At 61.5% G+C, this 18464-nt stretch carries 20 protein-coding genes; 8 read left to right on the top strand and 12 right to left on the bottom strand.

All coding sequences use genetic code 11. The features are described 5' to 3' along the window. The first annotated feature begins 147 nt into the window (after positions 1-147). The gene (locus JOE27_RS01560; RefSeq protein ID WP_039601371.1) at positions 148-636 is read left to right on the top strand and encodes a MarR family winged helix-turn-helix transcriptional regulator; all 489 of its coding nucleotides are present in this window, start codon (positions 148-150) and stop codon (positions 634-636) included. A gap of 144 nt (positions 637-780) precedes the next feature. Here JOE27_RS01560 and JOE27_RS01565 read toward each other — a convergent pair whose 3' ends face one another. After that, positions 781-1335 carry a TetR family transcriptional regulator gene (locus JOE27_RS01565; protein WP_174141699.1) on the bottom strand — a complete coding sequence of 185 codons (555 nt, stop codon included), beginning with the start codon at positions 1333-1335 and terminating at the stop codon, positions 781-783. A gap of 129 nt (positions 1336-1464) precedes the next feature. On the opposite strand from JOE27_RS01565, the gene JOE27_RS01570 reads away from it, so the two are divergent. The 5 genes from JOE27_RS01570 to JOE27_RS01590 all read left to right on the top strand — a co-directional run bounded on the left by JOE27_RS01570 (position 1465) and on the right by JOE27_RS01590 (position 4941). Beyond that, positions 1465-2304 (top strand): alpha/beta hydrolase, encoded by an 840-nt coding sequence (locus JOE27_RS01570; protein WP_039601373.1) that lies wholly within the window; start codon positions 1465-1467, stop codon positions 2302-2304. Between the two features lie 63 nt (positions 2305-2367). Continuing rightward, entirely contained in the window at positions 2368-3369 is a 1002-nt protein-coding gene (locus JOE27_RS01575) for an NADP-dependent oxidoreductase (protein ID WP_204917651.1), read from the top strand. Positions 3370-3488: 119 nt separating this feature from the next. Beyond that, positions 3489-3902, top strand: coding sequence for a DUF393 domain-containing protein (locus JOE27_RS01580; RefSeq protein ID WP_046787331.1), 414 nt, complete (start codon positions 3489-3491; stop codon positions 3900-3902). Next, a complete protein-coding gene (gene folE, locus JOE27_RS01585) occupies positions 3887-4447 on the top strand; it encodes a GTP cyclohydrolase I FolE (protein WP_012313911.1) in 561 nt (186 codons plus the stop codon). Before JOE27_RS01580 ends, folE begins: the two co-directional genes overlap by 16 nt. 35 nt (positions 4448-4482) lie before the next feature. After that, positions 4483-4941, top strand: a complete 459-nt coding sequence (locus tag JOE27_RS01590) for a DUF3429 domain-containing protein (protein ID WP_046787095.1) — start codon at positions 4483-4485, stop codon at positions 4939-4941. Between the two features lie 36 nt (positions 4942-4977). Here the strand turns inward: JOE27_RS01590 and JOE27_RS01595 are convergent, their stop codons facing one another. From JOE27_RS01595 to galB, 7 genes are all read right to left on the bottom strand, one after another. After that, positions 4978-5364, bottom strand: coding sequence for a cupin domain-containing protein (locus JOE27_RS01595; RefSeq protein WP_204917653.1), 387 nt, complete (start codon positions 5362-5364; stop codon positions 4978-4980). Positions 5365-5435: 71 nt separating this feature from the next. Beyond that, entirely contained in the window at positions 5436-6260 is an 825-nt protein-coding gene (locus tag JOE27_RS01600; protein WP_204917655.1) for an AraC family transcriptional regulator, read from the bottom strand. A gap of 18 nt (positions 6261-6278) precedes the next feature. Continuing rightward, positions 6279-7808: a Fic family protein gene (locus tag JOE27_RS01605; protein ID WP_115275219.1), complete on the bottom strand. Its 1530-nt coding sequence runs from the start codon at positions 7806-7808 to the stop codon at positions 6279-6281. Between the two features lie 74 nt (positions 7809-7882). Further along, positions 7883-8122 carry a hypothetical protein gene (locus JOE27_RS01610; RefSeq protein WP_148708313.1) on the bottom strand — a complete coding sequence of 80 codons (240 nt, stop codon included), beginning with the start codon at positions 8120-8122 and terminating at the stop codon, positions 7883-7885. Further along, positions 8106-9191: a 4-oxalomesaconate tautomerase gene (locus tag JOE27_RS01615; RefSeq protein ID WP_115275218.1), complete on the bottom strand. Its 1086-nt coding sequence runs from the start codon at positions 9189-9191 to the stop codon at positions 8106-8108. The genes JOE27_RS01610 and JOE27_RS01615 overlap by 17 nt, the downstream gene beginning before the upstream one ends. A 2-nt stretch (positions 9192-9193) precedes the next feature. Then, positions 9194-9910: a 4-carboxy-4-hydroxy-2-oxoadipate aldolase/oxaloacetate decarboxylase gene (locus JOE27_RS01620; RefSeq protein WP_115275217.1), complete on the bottom strand. Its 717-nt coding sequence runs from the start codon at positions 9908-9910 to the stop codon at positions 9194-9196. Further along, the gene (galB, locus tag JOE27_RS01625; protein ID WP_119688716.1) at positions 9907-10683 is read right to left on the bottom strand and encodes a 4-oxalmesaconate hydratase; all 777 of its coding nucleotides are present in this window, start codon (positions 10681-10683) and stop codon (positions 9907-9909) included. Before galB ends, JOE27_RS01620 begins: the two co-directional genes overlap by 4 nt. A 118-nt stretch (positions 10684-10801) precedes the next feature. Between galB and JOE27_RS01630 the strand changes: the two genes are divergently transcribed. Next, complete coding sequence (locus JOE27_RS01630) at positions 10802-11986, top strand: LysR family transcriptional regulator (RefSeq protein WP_204917658.1); 1185 nt, start codon at positions 10802-10804, stop codon at positions 11984-11986. A gap of 167 nt (positions 11987-12153) precedes the next feature. Here the strand turns inward: JOE27_RS01630 and JOE27_RS01635 are convergent, their stop codons facing one another. Further along, positions 12154-12714, bottom strand: coding sequence for an ankyrin repeat domain-containing protein (locus JOE27_RS01635; RefSeq protein WP_204917660.1), 561 nt, complete (start codon positions 12712-12714; stop codon positions 12154-12156). Between the two features lie 56 nt (positions 12715-12770). Then, positions 12771-14312, bottom strand: a complete 1542-nt coding sequence (gene katB, locus JOE27_RS01640; protein ID WP_204917662.1) for a catalase KatB — start codon at positions 14310-14312, stop codon at positions 12771-12773. Positions 14313-14874: 562 nt separating this feature from the next. Here katB and JOE27_RS01645 point away from each other — a divergent pair. Beyond that, positions 14875-15948 (top strand): aldo/keto reductase, encoded by a 1074-nt coding sequence (locus JOE27_RS01645; RefSeq protein ID WP_115275212.1) that lies wholly within the window; start codon positions 14875-14877, stop codon positions 15946-15948. Positions 15949-15955: 7 nt separating this feature from the next. Here JOE27_RS01645 and JOE27_RS01650 read toward each other — a convergent pair whose 3' ends face one another. Together JOE27_RS01650 and xylB are read right to left on the bottom strand one after the other, a co-directional pair. Beyond that, positions 15956-16921, bottom strand: coding sequence for a carbohydrate kinase (locus JOE27_RS01650; RefSeq protein WP_204917664.1), 966 nt, complete (start codon positions 16919-16921; stop codon positions 15956-15958). 41 nt (positions 16922-16962) lie between these two features. Beyond that, complete coding sequence (gene xylB / locus JOE27_RS01655) at positions 16963-18453, bottom strand: xylulokinase (RefSeq protein ID WP_204917667.1); 1491 nt, start codon at positions 18451-18453, stop codon at positions 16963-16965. Between the last annotated feature and the right edge of the window lie 11 nt (positions 18454-18464).

Below are 18464 nucleotides of genomic sequence, written 5' to 3' on the forward strand. Positions count from 1 at the left end.
GTACGTGCACTGGCATTTTGCTCAGGCTTGAATCCTCCTGGCGAAGCGCCAATACTTAACTGGCTGATTTGCCAGACAAATAGTACGTGCACGTACACAGTCATCGATCCCAAGGATCGCAACCCGCAAGGAATGACCGGACAACCAATGCCGCCCATACGCACGCCTTCTCCCGCAAAACTCTCCCCGCAAAGCCAGGCGCTTGTCGATCAATTTCACCTTGAAGACATCGTTTCCCACCTGCTGCGGCGGGCTCACTTCATGGCGGAGGAACGGTTCAACACAGCGTTCGCCGGAGAGTCGATCACCCCCAGACAGAAAGCCGCATTGATTGTGGTGTCGCAGCACCCCGGCCTGACCCAGAACGCACTGGCCGGCCATTTGTTCATGGATCGCAACACTGTTGCCGAAATGGTCAAGAGGCTGTGCGCCAGCGGCATGCTGGTGCGCACCAGCGCCAAGAGCGACCAGCGTGCGTACCAGTTGTATTTGGGCAATGAAGGCGCTGAACTGCTGGAGCGCGTACTGCCGCGTGATGCTGAAGTGGAAAGGAAATTGCTGGAACGGTTGCCTGATGAATACCGGCCGCTGTTCCTGAAGTGCCTGAAGCTGATTGTCTCGCCTGAGGAGGCGTGAGCCGCCCCAGGTTCACCTAGTACCTGAGGTGCCTTGCAACCTCAGGGGCGGCCTTGGAGACCGCTACGGCAATCGCTCGACGCCCGTCGCCAGCCAGAGGGTGGTGAACAATCGGATCGAAATGGCATGGAGTCCGCAACAGCCTCAGGACCCCAGCTTGCCCAGAATCTTCTCACGACAAACGCTGAGCACCTCATCAGCCAGTGGAGAGTCGTCCGGGCAGGCGCGAGACAGAACCAAGGCGCCGAGGGCGTGTGCGAAGGTATCGATGATTTCAGCACGGCTTGCGCCAGGCTCCTCATTATTGCCTTGTAAAACCTCCAGCAATTCTTCGATCCCAGCGCCGTAAGCAGCTTTGATCTCATTGGGCTGGCGTGCAGCGTCTGCGCCCAGCGCCGCTAGCGTGCAGCCATTGCCTTTCTCATCGCGGTGCTCGCGGGACAGGTAGAAATTGACGAAGTCGGCCAGTTGGATGCCCTGCATCTGCTCGACCGTCTTGTTGATCCCGCAAGTAGCTGCTTCGCCCATCAAATCTGCCTTGGACTTGAAGTGCTTGTAAAACCCGCCATGGGTGAAGCCGGCGGCAGCCATGAGGTCTGCAACACCGACGCCGTCATAGCCGCGCTCGCGAAACAGCCTGGAAGACGTTTCCACGATATGCGCTCGGTTAGCTTGTGCCTGGGCCTTTGTGACCTTCATTTCGTTGCTCTCTCTGCTATCAAGCCAACCAATAGCATACATTGATGATGTTCATCATCAAAGGCGTTGACGGTTTCGATTACGATCATCATCATTAGGTCGTATCTTCCACTGAAAGAGCAAACCGCCATGAGCCATACCCATCTCACCGTTCCGACCCGCACAGTTGAAGTAGGCGGCGACACGTTCACCTACCGCCGCTGGGGCAACCCTTCTGGTGTGCCGCTGGTCTTCATCGCCCATTTCCGTGGCGGGCTCGACCACTGGGATCCGATCATCACTGATGGTCTGGCGGCGGGGCGCGAAGTGATCCTGCTGAACGGTAGAGGTGTGGCTTCATCGTCGGGCACTCCGGCCACCACCATTGAGCAAATGGCGGATGACATTGCAGCAGCCATCAAGGCCTTGGGGCTGACCCAGGTCGACCTGCTCGGTTTCTCCATCGGTGGCTTGCAGGTTCAGGAAGTGGCACTGCGTCACCCTGGGTTGGTGCGTAAGCTTGTGCTGCTCGGCACCGGTCTGCGCGGTGGTGATCCGAGCATGGCAGAGGGTGTGAGAGAGGCCGCTTCGAACCCCGTCCCCACCATCGAAAACTTCCTGTTCCTCTTCTTCGGTCGCTCGGAAGCTGCCAGGAAAGCGGGCCTGGCGTTCTGGGAACGGCGCAACCAGCGTGCCGATCAGGACACCCCAAGCTCGGTTGAGGTCGCAATGGCTCAGGGCGCTGCATTTGCAGCCTATGTCCAGTCGGCACAGGGTGAGAACCGCTTTTCTTACCTCAGCGAAATCAAGCAGCCTACCTTGGTGGTCAATGGCGTCGACGACGTCATGATCCCTTCGATAAATTCGTGGCACCTGGTACAGAACATTCCAGATGCCCAGTTGCTGATCTACCCCGACTCCGGTCACGCCGCGCACTTCCAGTTCCCTGAGCGCTTCCTGAAACACGCCCTTCAGTTCCTGGAAGAGTAAGGCAGCGCCTTGCCCGATGACCCAGCCCATCGGGCACGTCTATATTTTTGGAATTTTAAGAACATGAAAGCGTTTCTGATCGATCGCTACGGCAAAGACGTCGTTGGTGATATCACTGAAGTTCCAGAGCCCCAGGTGGATGATCTCGACGTTCTGGTTGAGGTTCATGCCGCAAGCGTGAACGTCCTTGATATCAAAATCAGGAAGGGCGAGTTCAAGCTGATCCTGCCGTTCAAGATGCCTCTGATCCTGGGTAACGATGTTGCTGGCACTGTGAAACGTGTCGGAGGGAAAGTCAGTCGTTTCCGGGTAGGGGACGAAGTCTACGCACGGGTAGACCAGGCGCGTATGGGTGGCTTCGCCGAGTTTGTGGCGGTTAGCGAATCTGCTGTTTCACTCAAGCCTGCCAACCTGAACATGGAAGAAGCGGCCTCGCTGCCATTGGTGGCTCTCACGGCCTGGCAGGCGTTGGCGGAAATGGCCAAGGTTCAACCGGGCCAGAAGGTTCTGATCCAGGCCGGCTCCGGTGGCGTCGGTAGCATCGCCATTCAGGTCGCCAAGCACCTGGGAGCCTTCGTCGCCACAACCACGAGTACCGGCAACGTGTCGTGGGTCAAGGCGCTGGGTGCGGACGTGGTGATCGATTACAAAACGCAGCGCTTCGAGTCGCAGCTGAGTGATTACGATGTCGTGCTCAGCGGACTGGGCGGTGACGTTCTCGAAAAATCTCTCCATGTATTGAAGCCGGGTGGTTTGTTGATTTCCATCTCGGGCCCACCCACCCCCGAGTTCGCAGAACAGCTTCGCCTTTCCTGGCTGTTCAGGCAGGTCGTTCGCTTGATCAGCCGAGGGATCAGGAAAAAGTCGGAGCACAAGGGCGTCAACTACAAGTTTCTGTTCATGAGGGCGAGTGGTGCGCAACTGGCTGAGCTGGCCAGGCTGGTTGAAGCCGGGGTCATCAAGCCCGTGGTGGATCGCGCCTTCGCGTTGGGCTCGACAGCTGATGCACTGGCATACGTGGCCGAAGGTAGAGCCAAAGGTAAGGTCGTGGTGAAGGTGAAGTGATCACCTGAGCACAAAGGTCAGTGACAGCGGCGTGCGACAGCCAGGTGTACGGCTGTATTGCGATTTTCCTGGTTTCGGCTAACTTATACAAAAACCTGTACAAAGATGAGAGGTTGTACATGTATTGTAAGTGGCCCCTGACGCTGTACTTCGATGGCGCCTGCCCTTTGTGCGCCAGAGAGATCGCGTTCCTGCGCAGGAAATCGACCGAGGCAAAGCTCATTCTGGTTGACATCAGTGCTGATGATTTCGATGCAGAGGCATTGAGTTTGACGGTTGAGCAACTGAGGTCATGCCTGCATGCAAGGTTCGCGAACGGGCACTGGGTCACAGGCTTGGACGCAACCTTGTGGAGTTGGCGGGCTGCCGATGTGGGAGGGTGGGTCGCGCCACTGTCCTGGCGCCCGTTACGCCCCCTGTTTTCAGTTTTCTACAGGCTGTTCTGCCGTTTGAGGCCACACCTGGCCTGGCTACCACATCCCGATGGCGGGCACCGCTGTAGCGGTGAGGAGTCCAAATGTCACATTCGTTAGCCGAGCACTATCATGAAATCCTCGTCGGCGTTGGTGAAAACCCGCAGCGCGAAGGGCTCCTGGAAACGCCCAAGCGTGCGGCCAAAGCGATGCAGTACTTGTGCAACGGGTATGGCCAGAATCTTCAAGAGGTAGTGAACGGCGCTTTGTTCGAGAGTCAAAACGATGAAATGATCGTCGTTCGTGACATAGAACTCTACTCGTTGTGCGAACACCACATGTTGCCATTCATTGGTAAAGCTCATGTCGCGTACCTGCCAACAGGGCGCGTATTGGGGCTTTCCAAGGTCGCGCGCGTTGTTGACATGTTTGCCCGTCGTTTACAGATACAGGAAAACCTGACGCGGCAAATTGCGTATGCCATTCAGGAAGTCACGGATGCTGCAGGGGTTGCGGTTGTGATTGAAGCCAAGCACATGTGCATGATGATGCGCGGTGTAGAGAAGCAGAACTCGGTGATGATTTCATCGGTGATGTTAGGCGAGTTTCGCGACTCCGCTTCGACTCGCCACGAATTCCTCAACCTCATTGGCCGACACAATTGAAATCCGATGTTGAGCCGTCGCGAAGGGGTGTCCAAATGAGCTCAGTTACTGCTGCTTTACCTTCAAGCCGCTTTGCGGTGCTGGGTTACGGTGGCTTGCTGCCCTTTGTTGGCTTGACGCTGCTCATTGTTTTTTTTGCTGAATACCGGGGTTTTGCCTCGATCATGCTGGTCAGCTATGGCGCTGTGATATTGAGCTTCGTCGGCGCTCTGCACTGGGGTTTCGCCATGACGTTAGAGGGTTTGCTCGCCAAGCAGCGTCGCGAGCGGCTCGTGTGGAGCGTCATACCGGCCCTGATCGGTTGGGTTGGCACGCTGCTACCTGTGCCATTGGGTTGTTTGGTGTTGACCTTTGGTTTTATCGGGCATCTTTGGCAGGATCGCCAACTGGCGCAAGCTGTGCCTGGGTGGTTCATGCCGATGCGAGTCCATTTGACGGCGGTCGCAAGCCTCTGTTTGCTGCTCAGTGCACTTGCGATAGCAATGGATTTTTGAAACCAGAAGCACTCCTTGATGAGTGATTTCCAGCGCTCAGATCCAGATGTCGTTCACAGCAGTGCGCTCCCCACCTTCATGGCCGGTATTCAAAACGCCACGCGGCTCGATCATCATCAGTTTTGCTTCGGCCTCGGCGGCTGTTCTGTGCTCCACCCCACGTGGCACCACATACAACTCGCCCGGGTTCACGTAAACGCAGCCCTCCGGTAGATCGATGCGCAAGGTGCCTTCGAGCACGAGAAACGCTTCGTCGGTTTCCGGGTGTGAATGCCAGATGAATTCACCTTCTATTCGCACAACCTTGAACTGGTAGTCGTTCATTTCGGCGACCACTCTCGGGCTCCACTGCTGGTCGATCAGCGAAGCTTTCTGGGCAAGGTTTACAGGGCATGTTGCAAGTTGCGGGTTGGAGTTGGACATGGCGGATCCTCATGGGTTGAAGTGGCCAGCCTATCGAACCTACACCAGGCGTTCTTGTACGATCCTGCACGTCAGCGGGCAGGTCGCAAGCGCTCCAGCCAGCGCAACGGTGGCACGCCATAGCTACGTGTGAAGTGGCGTGTCATGTGGCTCTGGTCGTGAAAGCCTGCCGCCAGGGCTGCATCAACCAAGGTGAAGCCATCGAGCATCAGCCTGCGCACAGTGTCCAGGCGTCGCAGGGTCACAAAGCGGTAGGGGCTGGTGCCGTAGAGGGCGCGAAAGTCGCGGGACAGGCTCCATTGTTCGCGGCCGCTGGCCTGTTCCAGCATCTGCAGGGTGATGCCCAGGTGAAGATGCTCCATGATGAATGCCCTGGCGCGCTCGGCCGCGCGGTAATCCAGGCGTTTGCGGCCGCGTGGCTTACCGCCCACCGCACGCAACGCCATCGCCAGGTCATACACGGCGTCCTGCTCCTCCAGCGTATCCAGCGGGTGGTCCAGTGCCTGCACGAAGGCTTCACTGGCGCGGTACAGGCGCGGGTCGCTGGACAGCCCGCCAGCAATGAAGGGCAACGGCTCACCGCCGAGCACGTTCTGGATCAGTGCCGGGTCGATGTAGGCCATGCGGTAGCGAAAACCCGCTTCAGTCCCGGCCATGCCGTCGTGCACCTCGTCAGGGTGCAGGACCAGCGTATTACCCGGTAGGCCGTGGCACAGCGCCCCTTTGTAGTGAAAGCTCTGCACCCCGGCGAGGGTGCGGCCGATCGAGTATGTGTCGTGACGGTGAGGGTCATAGCCATGGCTACCGAACCACGCTTCGATCCGTTCCACACTGCCAGGGTGAGCGCTACGGATGACCCAGTCGGGGGTGGCTTCGTGGCTTGCTTTTCGTTCCATGAATAGACGCTCTGCGACTCAACACTCTGCATCCGTCTGTGGCTCTGCGCCCTGTTGCGGCTGAGCGGCTGAGCGCTGGGCGGCAAGTACCTGTTGCGCCGTCTGTTCGATATAGTCGAACACTGCCTCGGGGACCCTGTACAGGTACTGCTTACGCCGATTGTTCGACACGCTCCCGCCATTGCTCAGGCACATCATCACCAGGTTTGCGAGGTCGCTGCCGCGAACATCGAATCGCTCATCTACGGCCCTGTAGACGGCGTCATAGTTTTCCAGAAAGGCCGTCTCATCGCGTAGCTCGACCTCTAGCGCCCGCTTTGCCATCAGGCAGGTGAATACAACGCACTGCGTTGCATCCCAGAATCGATAGATCGCGTCAGCGCCGATGAACTCAAATGTAAACTGCTCGTGATCGATCCAGTGCACTTGCCAGTATTCACGCACGGGCCCGGAGTATCCTTGAAGTGTCTCCAGATACAGGCGCTCTTCGCGTTTCATCGCAACCGAAACTGGGAGCAACAGGCCGTTTTCAAGCGCCCCGGAATGGCAAAGAGCCTGGTGGATCAAAAAGCGCGACAAGCGCCCGTTTCCATCCATGAACGGGTGGAGGAACACGAACCCAAATGAAATGATGCTTGCCGCCACAAGCGGATCGATTTGGGTAGGGCCTTCATTAGCGAAGCGCATCAGGCTTTCCATCAACTCGCGGCACAGGCCCGGGGGAGGGGGTACATAGGTCACCCCGGCTGCTCCATGCATGCCATTGCTAAGGTGGTTCTGCTCGTGTCGAAATGCCGCCGCAAGGTCCAGAGGGTTTGCCACAGTGGCGTTCTGTAAAGTAACCAGATAATCCTCAGTCAGTGGGTGGCGCTCATGGGCCTGGCGCAAGAGCTTGATGAAGCGGCGGGATTTATCTTCGGTTGGGGCTTCCTTCTCGATTGCAAACGAGTCCTGGGTCTCGTGCAGATACGCCCAGTTGATAGCCCTGTCCATCATCAGCGGAGGGAGTGAACCGATGAAGTTCTTCGCCTTGCCGAGAATGTCATGCTCGAGAAGCTCTGTAACTTGCGCAGTGCGCTCTACGGTCGCGCAGTAAGTCAGATCTCCGAGCCCGTTGAACTCCACCCGCCACTTCGAATTTCGCTCACCTGGTCGCGTAATGTACTGTTCTGGGTCGAATAGCTGAGCGAAGCCGCCGCGTACAGGTGAAGGCTGCTCAATGTCTTCACCGGTGAAGGCTTCCCGGAGATAGCAGGCCTTACGGATATAAACGCCATTGGGTGATGCTTCCAGCGCTTGCGAAAAACGTTCAGCTGGGATCTGTGGCAGAGCCTGGGCGAGAATTGAAAGGTTGATACCTTCGTGCTTGAGCGCAAAAAGCACATTCCCAAGCAGGTCGTCCTCTGAGGGCGCCATTCGATGGGGCACCGCGAGCGTGTTCCCGATTTTCTCAATCCGGGTGACCGGTTGTACGATCGCAGGGCGCTTGAGTGCGACCGCAGAGATCTGCAGCCTATCGAGTAGTAGCGAATATCCCGCTGCCCGCATGTACCTTTCCTTCAGTTTGGGCGTGAGCGCTGTGTTTTTTTTAAGTCAGCTCACAAAATCTTCAGATTTCGCGATTATGCCGTTTTTTTCTTCACTTTCCACAGGGCATGTGAGGTGGGCTCGCAACGTTCGAAATCTGTGCTTGGGTTTTTCTTCAGTTCTGACCAGTGTGGCGAAATTTTCTTGCCGAGGATGCAAAAATCTTCAGTTATGCAACCGAAGCAGTTTTTTTCTTGAGTTTTTGATGCGCCGCGCGGGCGGCGCTCGACCTCAAGGGTGCTGAAGAAACTGTGGCAATCACTGCTGCGGCCCACCCCATACATCCCGACCAACACACACAACCCCATCAAACAGCAAACGCGCCGTCCTCACCAACCCGCACCCCGTGATCACGCCACGTTCCAAGCTGATCTCCACTGTAAATTCGCCGCTAGGATGCTCCACCGCCAAACGCTGGATATCACCGCCGCACGTGCTGGCAAGCCCCTGTGCAACCGACCCTTCGATCAAACAGGCCGTGGCGACACTCACCGCGCCAAACACCCCGATGGACGCATGGCAACGGTGCGGAATGAACGAGCGGGTGTTGACCGTGCCGCCGTTGCGCGGTGCCGACAGCAGGCACATCTTTGGCACATTGCGCTGGCTGACATCACCCAGGTTCATGCGTGGGCCCAGCTGCAGGCGGATGGCTTCAAGGCGCGTTTTCAGTGCACTGTCGGCATCCAGCGTTTCGCACGGCTCGTAGCCGGTCACGCCAAGGTCTTCGGCACGCAGCAGCACCACCGGCATGCCGTTGTCGATGCAGGTCACTTCCACGCCATCGACCCGGTCGCGGCTGCTGCTGGTCGGCAGCAGGGCTCCACAGCTGGCGCCGGCCACGTCGGCAAACGTCACCACCAGCGCCGCCGCCCGGCCCGGCACGCCATCGATACGGGTATCGCCGGCATACTCCACCTGGCCATCGGTGGTCGGCACCTGGGCCACGGCGAGCTGCCCGGTGTTTTCCATGAATATACGCACCGGTGTGCTCGCGCCGCTGGCGGCCACTAGGCCGCGCTCGATGGCGAAGGGCCCGACGCCGGCCAGGATGTTGCCGCAGTTCTGCCCGTAGTCCACCCGCGCTTCGTCCACTACCACCTGCGCGAACAGGTAGTCGACGTCGACGTCCTCGCGCTGCGAGGCGCGGATGATGGCGACTTTGCTGGTGAGCGAGTCGGCGCCGCCAATCCCGTCGATCTGCCGGGCATCGGGCGAGCCCATCACCGCCAACAGCACGCGGTCACGCAGCGGGCCAGGGGCGGGCAGGTCGTCATGCAGAAAATAGGCACCCTTGGAGGTGCCGCCACGCATCAGCAGGCAAGGTATGCGGGTCTGGCCCATGTTCAGCCTTCCAGGTCAGTGAGGTGCTCGACATAACGCAGGCCCTTGGCTGCCAGGCGCGGGCGCATCTCGTAAATGTCCAGGCCAAGCTCGCCGGCGGCCAAGCGCAGGCGTTTGCGTTCTTCCAGGTCGGCGCGTTGGGTGGCGGCTTCGAGTACCCCCTGGGCTTCGCCATGGCGCACCACCACGACGCCGTCGTCATCGGCAACCACGATGTCGCCGGCATTGACGAGCTGCCCGGCGCACAGCAGCGGCAGGTTCACCGAACCCAGCACTTCCTTCACCGTGCCTTGGGCGTTGATGGCGCGCGACCACACGGCAAAGCCCATGTCGCGCAGGGTCTGGCTGTCGCGCACGCCCGCGTCGATCACCAGGCCGCGCACGCCGCGGGCCTGCAGCGAGGTCGCCAGCAGGTCGCCGAAATAGCCATCGCTGCACGGCGAGCTGGGCGCCACCACCAGTACATCGCCCGGCCGGCACTGCTCCACGGCCACATGGAACATCCAGTTGTCGCCAGGGGCCACCAGCACCGTAACCGCGCTGCCGGCCACTGCCACACCTTGCTGGATGGGGCGCACGGCGGTACTGAGCAGCCCTTTGCGACCTTGGGCCTCATGAACCGTGGCCACGCCCAGCCGGCCCAAGGCATCGATCAGTTCCTGCTCGACGCGCGGGATATTACGTACCACGATGCCGGTCTTTCCGATCAGCCCGCTCATGCCAGGTTCTCCGTCACCCGTGGGAACACGCTCTGCAGGCCTTCGGCGTAGACGATGTTGCGTGCGCTGGTGATGCCCACGTTACGCTTGGCCTGCACGCCGCGCTGCAGGGCCACGCGGGTGTAGTACTCCCAGAGGTGTTCCTGGCCGGCCATGCACTGGATGGCGGCATACTTTTTGTCCCACACCGGGGTGATGTCCAGGAAGGTGTCCGGGCGCCATTCGCACTGCTCGGGCTGGTGCGGCTCAAAGGCGTACACGGGCGGTGCGCCAACGATCTTCTCGCCCGGCTTGTAGCCTTCGGCCTGGGCGATGATGCGGGCTTCCTGGGCCAGGTTCATGGCCAGCGGGTGGTCGTAGTTGTAGGGGTCTTTCAACGAATGGCTGAGCACGAACTCCGGTTGTACCCGGCGATACACATCGGCCAGGCGGAACAGGGTGTCCTTGTCGGCGCGCATCGGGTAGTCGCCGATATCGAAGAATTCCACGCTGGCGCCGAGGATTTCGGCTGCTGCCATGGCTTCCTCACGGCGTGCGTCCTTGACCTTGGCTTCGGTCATTTCACCCTTGCGCCACAGCTTGGCAGACTCGCCACGCTCACCGAACGACAGGCAAACCACGTGCATGGCATAGCCTTGCTCAGCGTGCAGCGCAATGGCGCCACCGGCACGCCAGACAAAGTCGGCCGAATGTGCACTGACCACCAGGGCGGCTTTTTGTGGGGTATTCATTGTTCGTAGGCTCCTGCAGTGGGGGTTGACGCAGGATGTCATCGGCCTGCGCACTGCACTAATGCGTTCACTTGCAACGGCTATGCGTTTTATTTATTGCCTGGCAAGCGGGGTAGGGGCATAGTCGCCCCAGTCACGAGCCGAGCGCCGGGGAAGCCTTATGATCGACGTCGAACTGCCCAACCTGATGCAAGTACGTGCGTTCATCCGGGTCGCCGAGTTGGGCAGCGTTTCGCGGGCAACGCAGGTGTTGTTCCGTGCTCAGTCCGTGGTCACCCGCGCCATCGCCGAGCTGGAGGCGCGGTTGGCTGTCCCGCTGTTCGAGCGCCATGCCAATGGCATGCGCCTGACCGACTATGGCGAGTGCCTGCTGCCGCGTGCACAGCGGGTGCTGGCGGAACTGGACGGTGTGCCGGGGTTGCTGGGCACCGCGCAGGGCGAGCCCCTGTATCTGTTTCAGGCGCGGCGCCTGCAGGTGTTCGTGAAACTCTGTGAAACACGGCACATGCAAACCGTGGCGCGGCACTTCGGCCTTAGCCAGCCGGCCGTCAGTGCTGCGTTGAAAGTGCTCGAAGGCGGGTGCGGGCAGCCCTTGTTCGTGCGCACGTCGCGCGGCCTGCAGCCCACTGTGGCCAGCCGGGACATTCTTTTCCCCATCCGCCGGGCGCTGAACGAGTTACGCCACATGGACAGTGACCTGAGTGCGATGCAAGGCACCCTGCGCGGTGTGGTGCATGTCGGCGCGTTGCCGTTGGGCCGCTCGCGCATTCTGCCGGAGGCCATTTTGCGTTTTACCGCCCAGCATCCACAGGTCCGGGTAGTGACCAACGAAAGCCCGTTCGACCTGCTAGCAACCGAATTGCGGGTGGGGGATGTGGACTTCGTGCTGGGCGCCTTGCGGCCTCACGACTATGCCAGCGACCTGGTGGGCGAGCCGCTCATCAACGAGGAAATGGTGCTGCTGGCCCGCCGGGGGCACCCGTTGTTGCACACACACCTGACGCTCAAGGGCGTGCACCAGGCGCGCTGGGTGTTGCCGCGGGCCGGGTCGCCGGCGCGGGGGCTGCTAGACAACTGCTTCGCCGCCGCTGGCCTGGCAGCACCGTGGCCGGTGGTGGAAAGCGCTGATCTGGCGGTTATCCGTGGCCTGCTGGTGCGTTCAGACATGCTGGCGGCGGTGTCTGCGCACCAGTTGGCGTACGAGATTGCCAGCGGCGAGCTGCAACGCCTGCCGCTGGCACTGCCCGGTACTGCCCGCGCCATCGGCCTCATGCAGCGCAGTGGCTGCCTGCAGTCACCGGCGGCGGCCGCGCTGATGGCTTGTATCCGCCAGGTGATCACCTAGCATGCCTGAGCCGGACTGGGGGCCTGGAGCGCGCTCAACGGGCGACGTCGGTCAGTTTGGCGCTTTCCCGGCGACCGAGTAGCGGAATTATCTTACGCAATATCCAATTTTCTTATCGCAGCTCCCTGGCGGTGTGCTGGCAGGTGGCATTGCAGAATGCGCAGCCCTCAGCGTTGCGCCGATACGCCGTTGAGCTCACCCTGTTGCAGGCTTTGCACGCTGTTGCCCAGTGCATCTGTTGCTTCGATATCGGCGCCATGGGCGGCCAGCGCGTCGAGCAATTCCTTGCGCTGAAACATGGCCGCATACATGGCGGCCGTCTGCCCCGCGCCATTGCGCTGGTCAGGGTTGCACTTGGCGTCGATCAGCCGCCTGGCAATGCGCACCTCGCCTTTGAATATCGCCCCCATCAGTGCGGTGTTGCCCCGCTTGTCCTGGGCGCATGGGTCGGCGCCGGCCGCCAGCAGTTGTTCCACGGCTGCTTGCTGGCCGTGGTAGGCCGCCAGAATAAGGCCGGTGTAGCCCTTTTCATCAGGGGTATCCAGGTTGTAGCCCGCCTGGATGAATGTCTTGAGCATTGCTTCATCCCCGCGGCGTGCGGCCCCGAAGAAGTAGTCGCGCAACCGCTGCTCGGTGTTGGTGTCTTGCCCTTGGGGCGGCAGCGGCTCTTGTGCCTGGGCGGTGAGAATCAGCAAGCCACACACGGCTGCCATCATCCATTTGTGCATGGTGTTTACCTGCGTATAAACGAAGAGCGGGCCGTCGGCCCGCTCAGTCATGGCACTCAGTCCTGCAGCTTCGCTGCCAGCTGCTGAACGCGCTTGAGGTCTGCCTTGGCCACTTTGGCCAGGCCTGCACCGTAGTCGCTATCGGCCTTGTAGAAGAACGACAGCATGATGTAGCGGCTTTGCTCGTCGGTCACTGCCAGGGCCTGGCCCAGGCTGTTGATCAGGTCGGTCTGTTCCTTCTTGCTGTAGGAGCGGAACAGCTCGCCAGTCTGCTTGAAGTTTTGCTCGCGCTGGATCTTCGCCTGCTGGGTGCTGCCCACCAGCGGGGTCGGCACATAGCGGGCGCTGGCCTGTTCTTCACGCGGCTGCAGGCGGCTTGGCTGGTAGTTGACCCCCGTGGTGGTGTGGCCCGCGTTGGCCTGGCCATCCTGGTTGACGTTATTGACCGGGAGGCGCGGCTGGTTGACCGGCAAGCCCAGGCCGTTGGCGCCAATGCGGTACATCTGGGTGTCGGCATAGGCGAACAGGCGGCCTTGCAGCAGGCGGTCTTCAGACGGTTCGATACCCGGCACCAGGTTGGACGGCGCCATGGCGACTTGCTCGGTTTCCTGGAAGAAGTTGTCGACGTTGCGGTTCAACACCATCTGGCCGATCTTGCGCTCTGGCACGTTCGGCCAGATCTTGGTGGCATCGAGCGGGTCGAAGTCGAACGTGGCCAGGTCTTCGGGCTTGAGCACCTGGATGTACAGGTCCCATTTGGGGAACTTGCCGTCCTTGATCGCGCTGACCAGGTCGTTGGTCATGTGGCTGTAATCACGGCCCTGGACCTGCTCGACTTGTTTGGGGTCAAGGTTCTTCTGGCCTTGCAGGCTCTTCCAGTGGAACTTCACGTAGTGCACTTGGCCTTCGCTGTTGACCAGCTTGTAGGCGTGCACGCTGTTGCCGTCCATTTCGCGGTAGCTGGCCGGGGTACCCTCGTTGGAGTACAGCAGGGTCAAGGTACGGGTGGCTTCTGGTACGTGGGAGAAGAAGTCGAAGCGGCGGGAGTCGTCATCGAGGTTGGTGCGTGGGTCAGGCTTGAACGCGTGCACCATGTCCGGGAACTTGATGGCGTCGCGGATGAAGAAGGTCGGGAAGTTGTTGCCTACCAGGTCCCAGTTGCCGTCTGCGGTGTAGAACTTGGTGGCGAAGCCGCGTGGGTCACGCAGGGTTTCGGGCGAGTGGTTGCCGTGCACCACGGCAGAAAAGCGCACGAACACCGGCGTTTTCTCACCTGGGCGGAAGACTTTGGCGATGCTCAGGTCGCTGATGTCGGCGCTGGCGGTGAACTCACCGTGCACCCCGGTACCACGGGCGTGCACCACCCGCTCTGGAATGCGTTCGCGGTCGAAGCGCTGCAGCTTCTGCAGCAGGTTGGCGTCTTGCAGCAGCACCGCGCCGTTGGCGCCAGCCGTTTGCGAATTCTGGTTGTCACCAACCGGTGCACCGCTGTCGCGGGTCAGGGTCGCGGCCTGGACGGACATCGTCAGCAGGCTGGCGGCCAGGCTTGCTGCAACCAGCAGGCGGCCGGGTTGGAAATGCTTTAGCACAGGGGTCATCGAGAAGCTCCATAGGCTCAATCGGGCGTTTTTGAATGCGCCCGCAGAGGATAATGAGCGTGGGGTGCCCCCCTAAATTGATCCTGCGCATCAGCACGATTGGCAATTTCAATGCAGTTTTTTATGCACTTTTTGCTAAGTGAGGACTGACGGTACGTCGGCAATCTCACTTGAACTGCCCTCTCACAGGAATGCCTAACGCACATCAACCCGAGGGCAAGCACCATGACTGAGCACAAAGACGACCCGAAACAAAGCCAGGTTCCCGCCCATTCCACGGAAGAGGAAAAGGCCAGGCTCAAGGACAAGAACAAGGACGGTATCCCGCCTGGCGCTGAGTGAGGCCTTGAGGTTGGGGCCGCTTTGCGGCCCATCGCCGGCAAGCCGGCTGCCACAGGTCTAGCGCGCAGCTCAAGAACTGCGCGGTCCGTGTAGGAGCCGGCTTGCCGGCGATGGGCTGCGTAGCAGCCCTGAAACGCTTAGGGGTAACCAATCAGATTGAACGTTTCAGCAATGCGCCCCGTCGGTACTTCCAAGTCGTTCGCATTTGGAGGCACTACCCATGAAGTACCGCGCACTCGGCAACACTGGCCTGCTGGTTTCTGAACTGGTGGTCGGCACGGTCCCGTTCGGCGGGCGTGGCGCATTCGAGAAAACCGGCAGCGTGGACGTGGCACTGGCCCGGCGCATGTTCGACATGGCCTTCGACGCCGGGGTCAACCTGGTCGACACGGCAGACCTGTACTCCCACGGCCTGGCCGAAGAGATCGTCGGCCAGGCGCTGGGTGAGCGGCGCCAGTCGGTCATCCTCGCCACCAAGGCGCGCAGCCCGATGGGGGACAACCCCAACGACAGCGGCGCTTCGCGCTATCACCTGATCCGCGCCTGCGAAGCCAGCCTCAAGCGCTTGGGCACCGACCATATCGACCTCTACCAGATCCACAACTGGGACGGCATCACGCCTGTGGAAGAGACCCTGGCCGCCCTTGAGCACCTGGTGCAAAGCGGCAAGGTGCGTTACTTCGGCACGTCCAACTACACCGCCTGGCAGATGATGAAAACCCTCGGCAGTGCTCGGCTCAACGGTTGGCAGCAGCCGGTTTCCCAGCAGATCTACTACACCCCCGAAGCCCGTGAAGCGGAGTACGAACTGCTGCCGATGGCACTCGACCAGGGCCTTGCCACGCTGGTGTGGGGGCCGCTGGGGGAGGGCTTGCTGACCGGCAAGGTGCGGCGCGGGCAACAGACGCCGGCCGGTACCCGCCAAGGCAACGATTGGCCGGAACCCTACGTGCATGACAAGGAGCGGGCCTACGACATCATCGAGGCGCTGATCGAGGTGGGGCGCCGGCATGGCTGCTCACCGGCGCGGGTGTGCCTGGCCTGGCTCAAGGACCGACCAGGCATCACCAGTGTCATCACGGCCGGGCGCACGGCCGAGCAGTTGCACGACAACCTGCAGGCGGTGGAGCTGGTGCTGACAGGCCAAGACCTTGAACAGATCGAGCGGGTGACGCGGATCGCGCCGCAGTATCCGTACTGGCACCGCATCGCCGCGAAAATGGACCGCATCGACCCGGCGGAGGCGCCGTTCATTGCCCTGCATCGGCAAACGATGAAGCAGCACAAACCCTGACCCGCAATCAGCCCGAGGTACCGATGGCCTGAGGCATGCAGGAAAGCTCGCTTTCAAACGGCAGGTCCGGCCCGGCCCTTGAACAGGTCACCGCAGCCGCCCCAATGGCGTAGGCCAGCATCGCATCGACCGTGTCGCGCGCCAGCATCGCCACACCCATCGGGCTGTCCGCACCCAGCCGAACCAGGCAGGCCAGCACGGCCGCCTGGAACGTATCCCCTGCCCCCACGGTGTCGCGAACCGGCAGTGAGCTGTCCGCCGGCCGGTGCCACGACCCGTGCGCACAATGCACGCTGGCACCCTCAGCCCCGTGGGTCACGAACACCAGCCGGCAGCGCTCGTTCAACCAGCCACGGGCTACCTCGCCAGTGTCGCGCCCCGGGTACAGCACCTGCAGGTCTTCCTCGCTGGCCTTGATCAAATGTGCATGCGCGGCAAACGCTTCAACGCGCCTGCGCCACAGCGCCACATCAGGCTGCGGATTCAGGCGTACGTTCGGGTCCAGGCTGATCAGCCGCTGGTCACGTTCGCGTTCCACCAGTGCCAGCAACGTGTCGGCCACGGGTGTCACCACCAGTGTGTATGACCCCACGTGCAGCCCGCGTACGTTCTCATCCAGTACCGGCAGATGCTCAAGCCGCACCTGCCGGTCGGCGCAGCCTTCGCCGCGGAACTGGTACTGCGCGGAGCCGTTGGCATCCAGGCCGACCATGGCCAGGGTGGTGGGTGCATCGCTGGTCACCAGGTGCTGGCAATTCACGCCTTCTTCCTCCAGTACCCGGCGCAGGCGCGCGCCGAGGTGGTCGCTGGACAACCCGCCGAAAAAGCCTGCGGCAACGCCCAGCCTGCGCAGGCCGATGGCGACGTTGAACGGCGAGCCGCCAGCAATCGCGCTAAAGCCCAGCTCTGAGGTGCGCGGGCTGTTTGCCAGGCTGAAGACATCGAACAACGCCTCGCCACATACCAGATACATGAAGTTCTCCCAAACAGAAAAGAGTAAGGACAGTACCGCGATCAATGCGCAGGCAGGTGATCCAGGTAGCGTCTGTAGGCCACGCCGTAGGCGGCCTGTTGCGCCAGGCCGGGCAGGGTGCGGGTGCTTTCGTCCAGCTCGACGCAGCGTTCGCACAGGGCCTGCAGGCTGTCGCCGTGGCCCAGTTGGCGGCCAAGGCTCCAGGCAGCCTGGATTGCCGCCCCCAGCGCGGCGGCTTCGGTCTGGCGCGGGCACACCACTGGCAGGCCGAGCAGATTGGCCAGTACCTGGCGCCACAGCTCGCTTTTTGCCGCCCCGCCCACCAGGCGGATTTCGCTGCCCTGCAGGCCGCTGGCGCGCAGCAGGTCCAGGCCATAGCGCAGGCTGAAGCAAGTGCCTTCGAGTACGGCCCGGCACAGGTTGGCGCGGGTCAGGTTGGCGCTGGTCATGCCATGCAGGCTGGCGCTGGCAGTGGGCAGCGCCGGTACGCGTTCGCCATCGAAAAACGGCAGCATCAACAAGCCGTCGGCGCCAAGCGGCGCTTGCGCGGCGAGGGCCGTGAAGCGGGTGAGGTCAAGCTCCAGCAGGTCACGCACCAGCGCGCAGGCGTTGGTCAGGTTCATCGTGCAGACCAAGGGCAGCCAGCCACCGCTGGAGGCGCAGAAGTTCGCCACCTCACCCTTGGGGTTGAACTGGGCATGGTCGGCGTAAGCTGCCAGGGTACCCGAGGTGCCCAGGCTGAGGGTGATCATGCCAGGGCTGATATTGCCGGTACCGATGGCGCTGAGCATGTTGTCGCCGCCGCCGGTGGCCACCCAGGCGTGAGGGTTCAGCCCCAGGCCTGCGGCGGCCTGCTCGCGCAGCGGGCCGACGCAGTCGCCGGGGGCGAGCAGCTCGGGAAGTGCCGCCAGCAGGCGCTCGCCCGGTTCGATGTGTTGCAGCACATCGGTTGCCCAGGTGTTGTGGTGCACGTTGTAGTAACCGGTGCCAGACGCATCGCCCGGCTCGCTGCAGGCGCGGCCTGTCAGCCAGTAATTGAGGTAGTCGTGGGGCAGCAGCACATGGGCCAGGCGGGCGAACAGGTTGGGGAAGTGCCGTTTGCTCCACAGCAGCTTGGATACGGTATAACCCGGCGCAATCACCAGCCCCAGGCGTTCGATCGAGCCTTGCGGGCCGCCGAGCGCGTTCAGCAGTGCTTGGTTTTCTGCCGTGGTTTCGGTGTCGCACCAGAGCTTGGCTGGGCGCAGCACTTGGCCTTGGGCGTCCAGCATCACCAGGCCATGCTGCTGGCCGGATACCGCCAGCGCACGGATGGCCTGGCCATCGACGCCGGCCTCATGCAGCGCGCCAGCGACTGCCGTGTGCAGGGCGGCGAGCCAGTCGGCCGGGTCCTGCTCGCGGCGCCCGTCGCGGCCCCGTGCAGGCGCGTGCGCGGCACTACCAAGGCCCAGCACCCGGCCACTGCCGGCGTCCAGCACCAGCGCCTTGGTACCTTGGGTACCGCAATCAATGCCGAGAAACAGTCCGTCCATTGCGTGTGCTC

It is taken from the genome of Pseudomonas sp. M5 (genome assembly GCF_016907075.1).
Lineage (GTDB): Bacteria > Pseudomonadota > Gammaproteobacteria > Pseudomonadales > Pseudomonadaceae > Aquipseudomonas > Aquipseudomonas putida_E.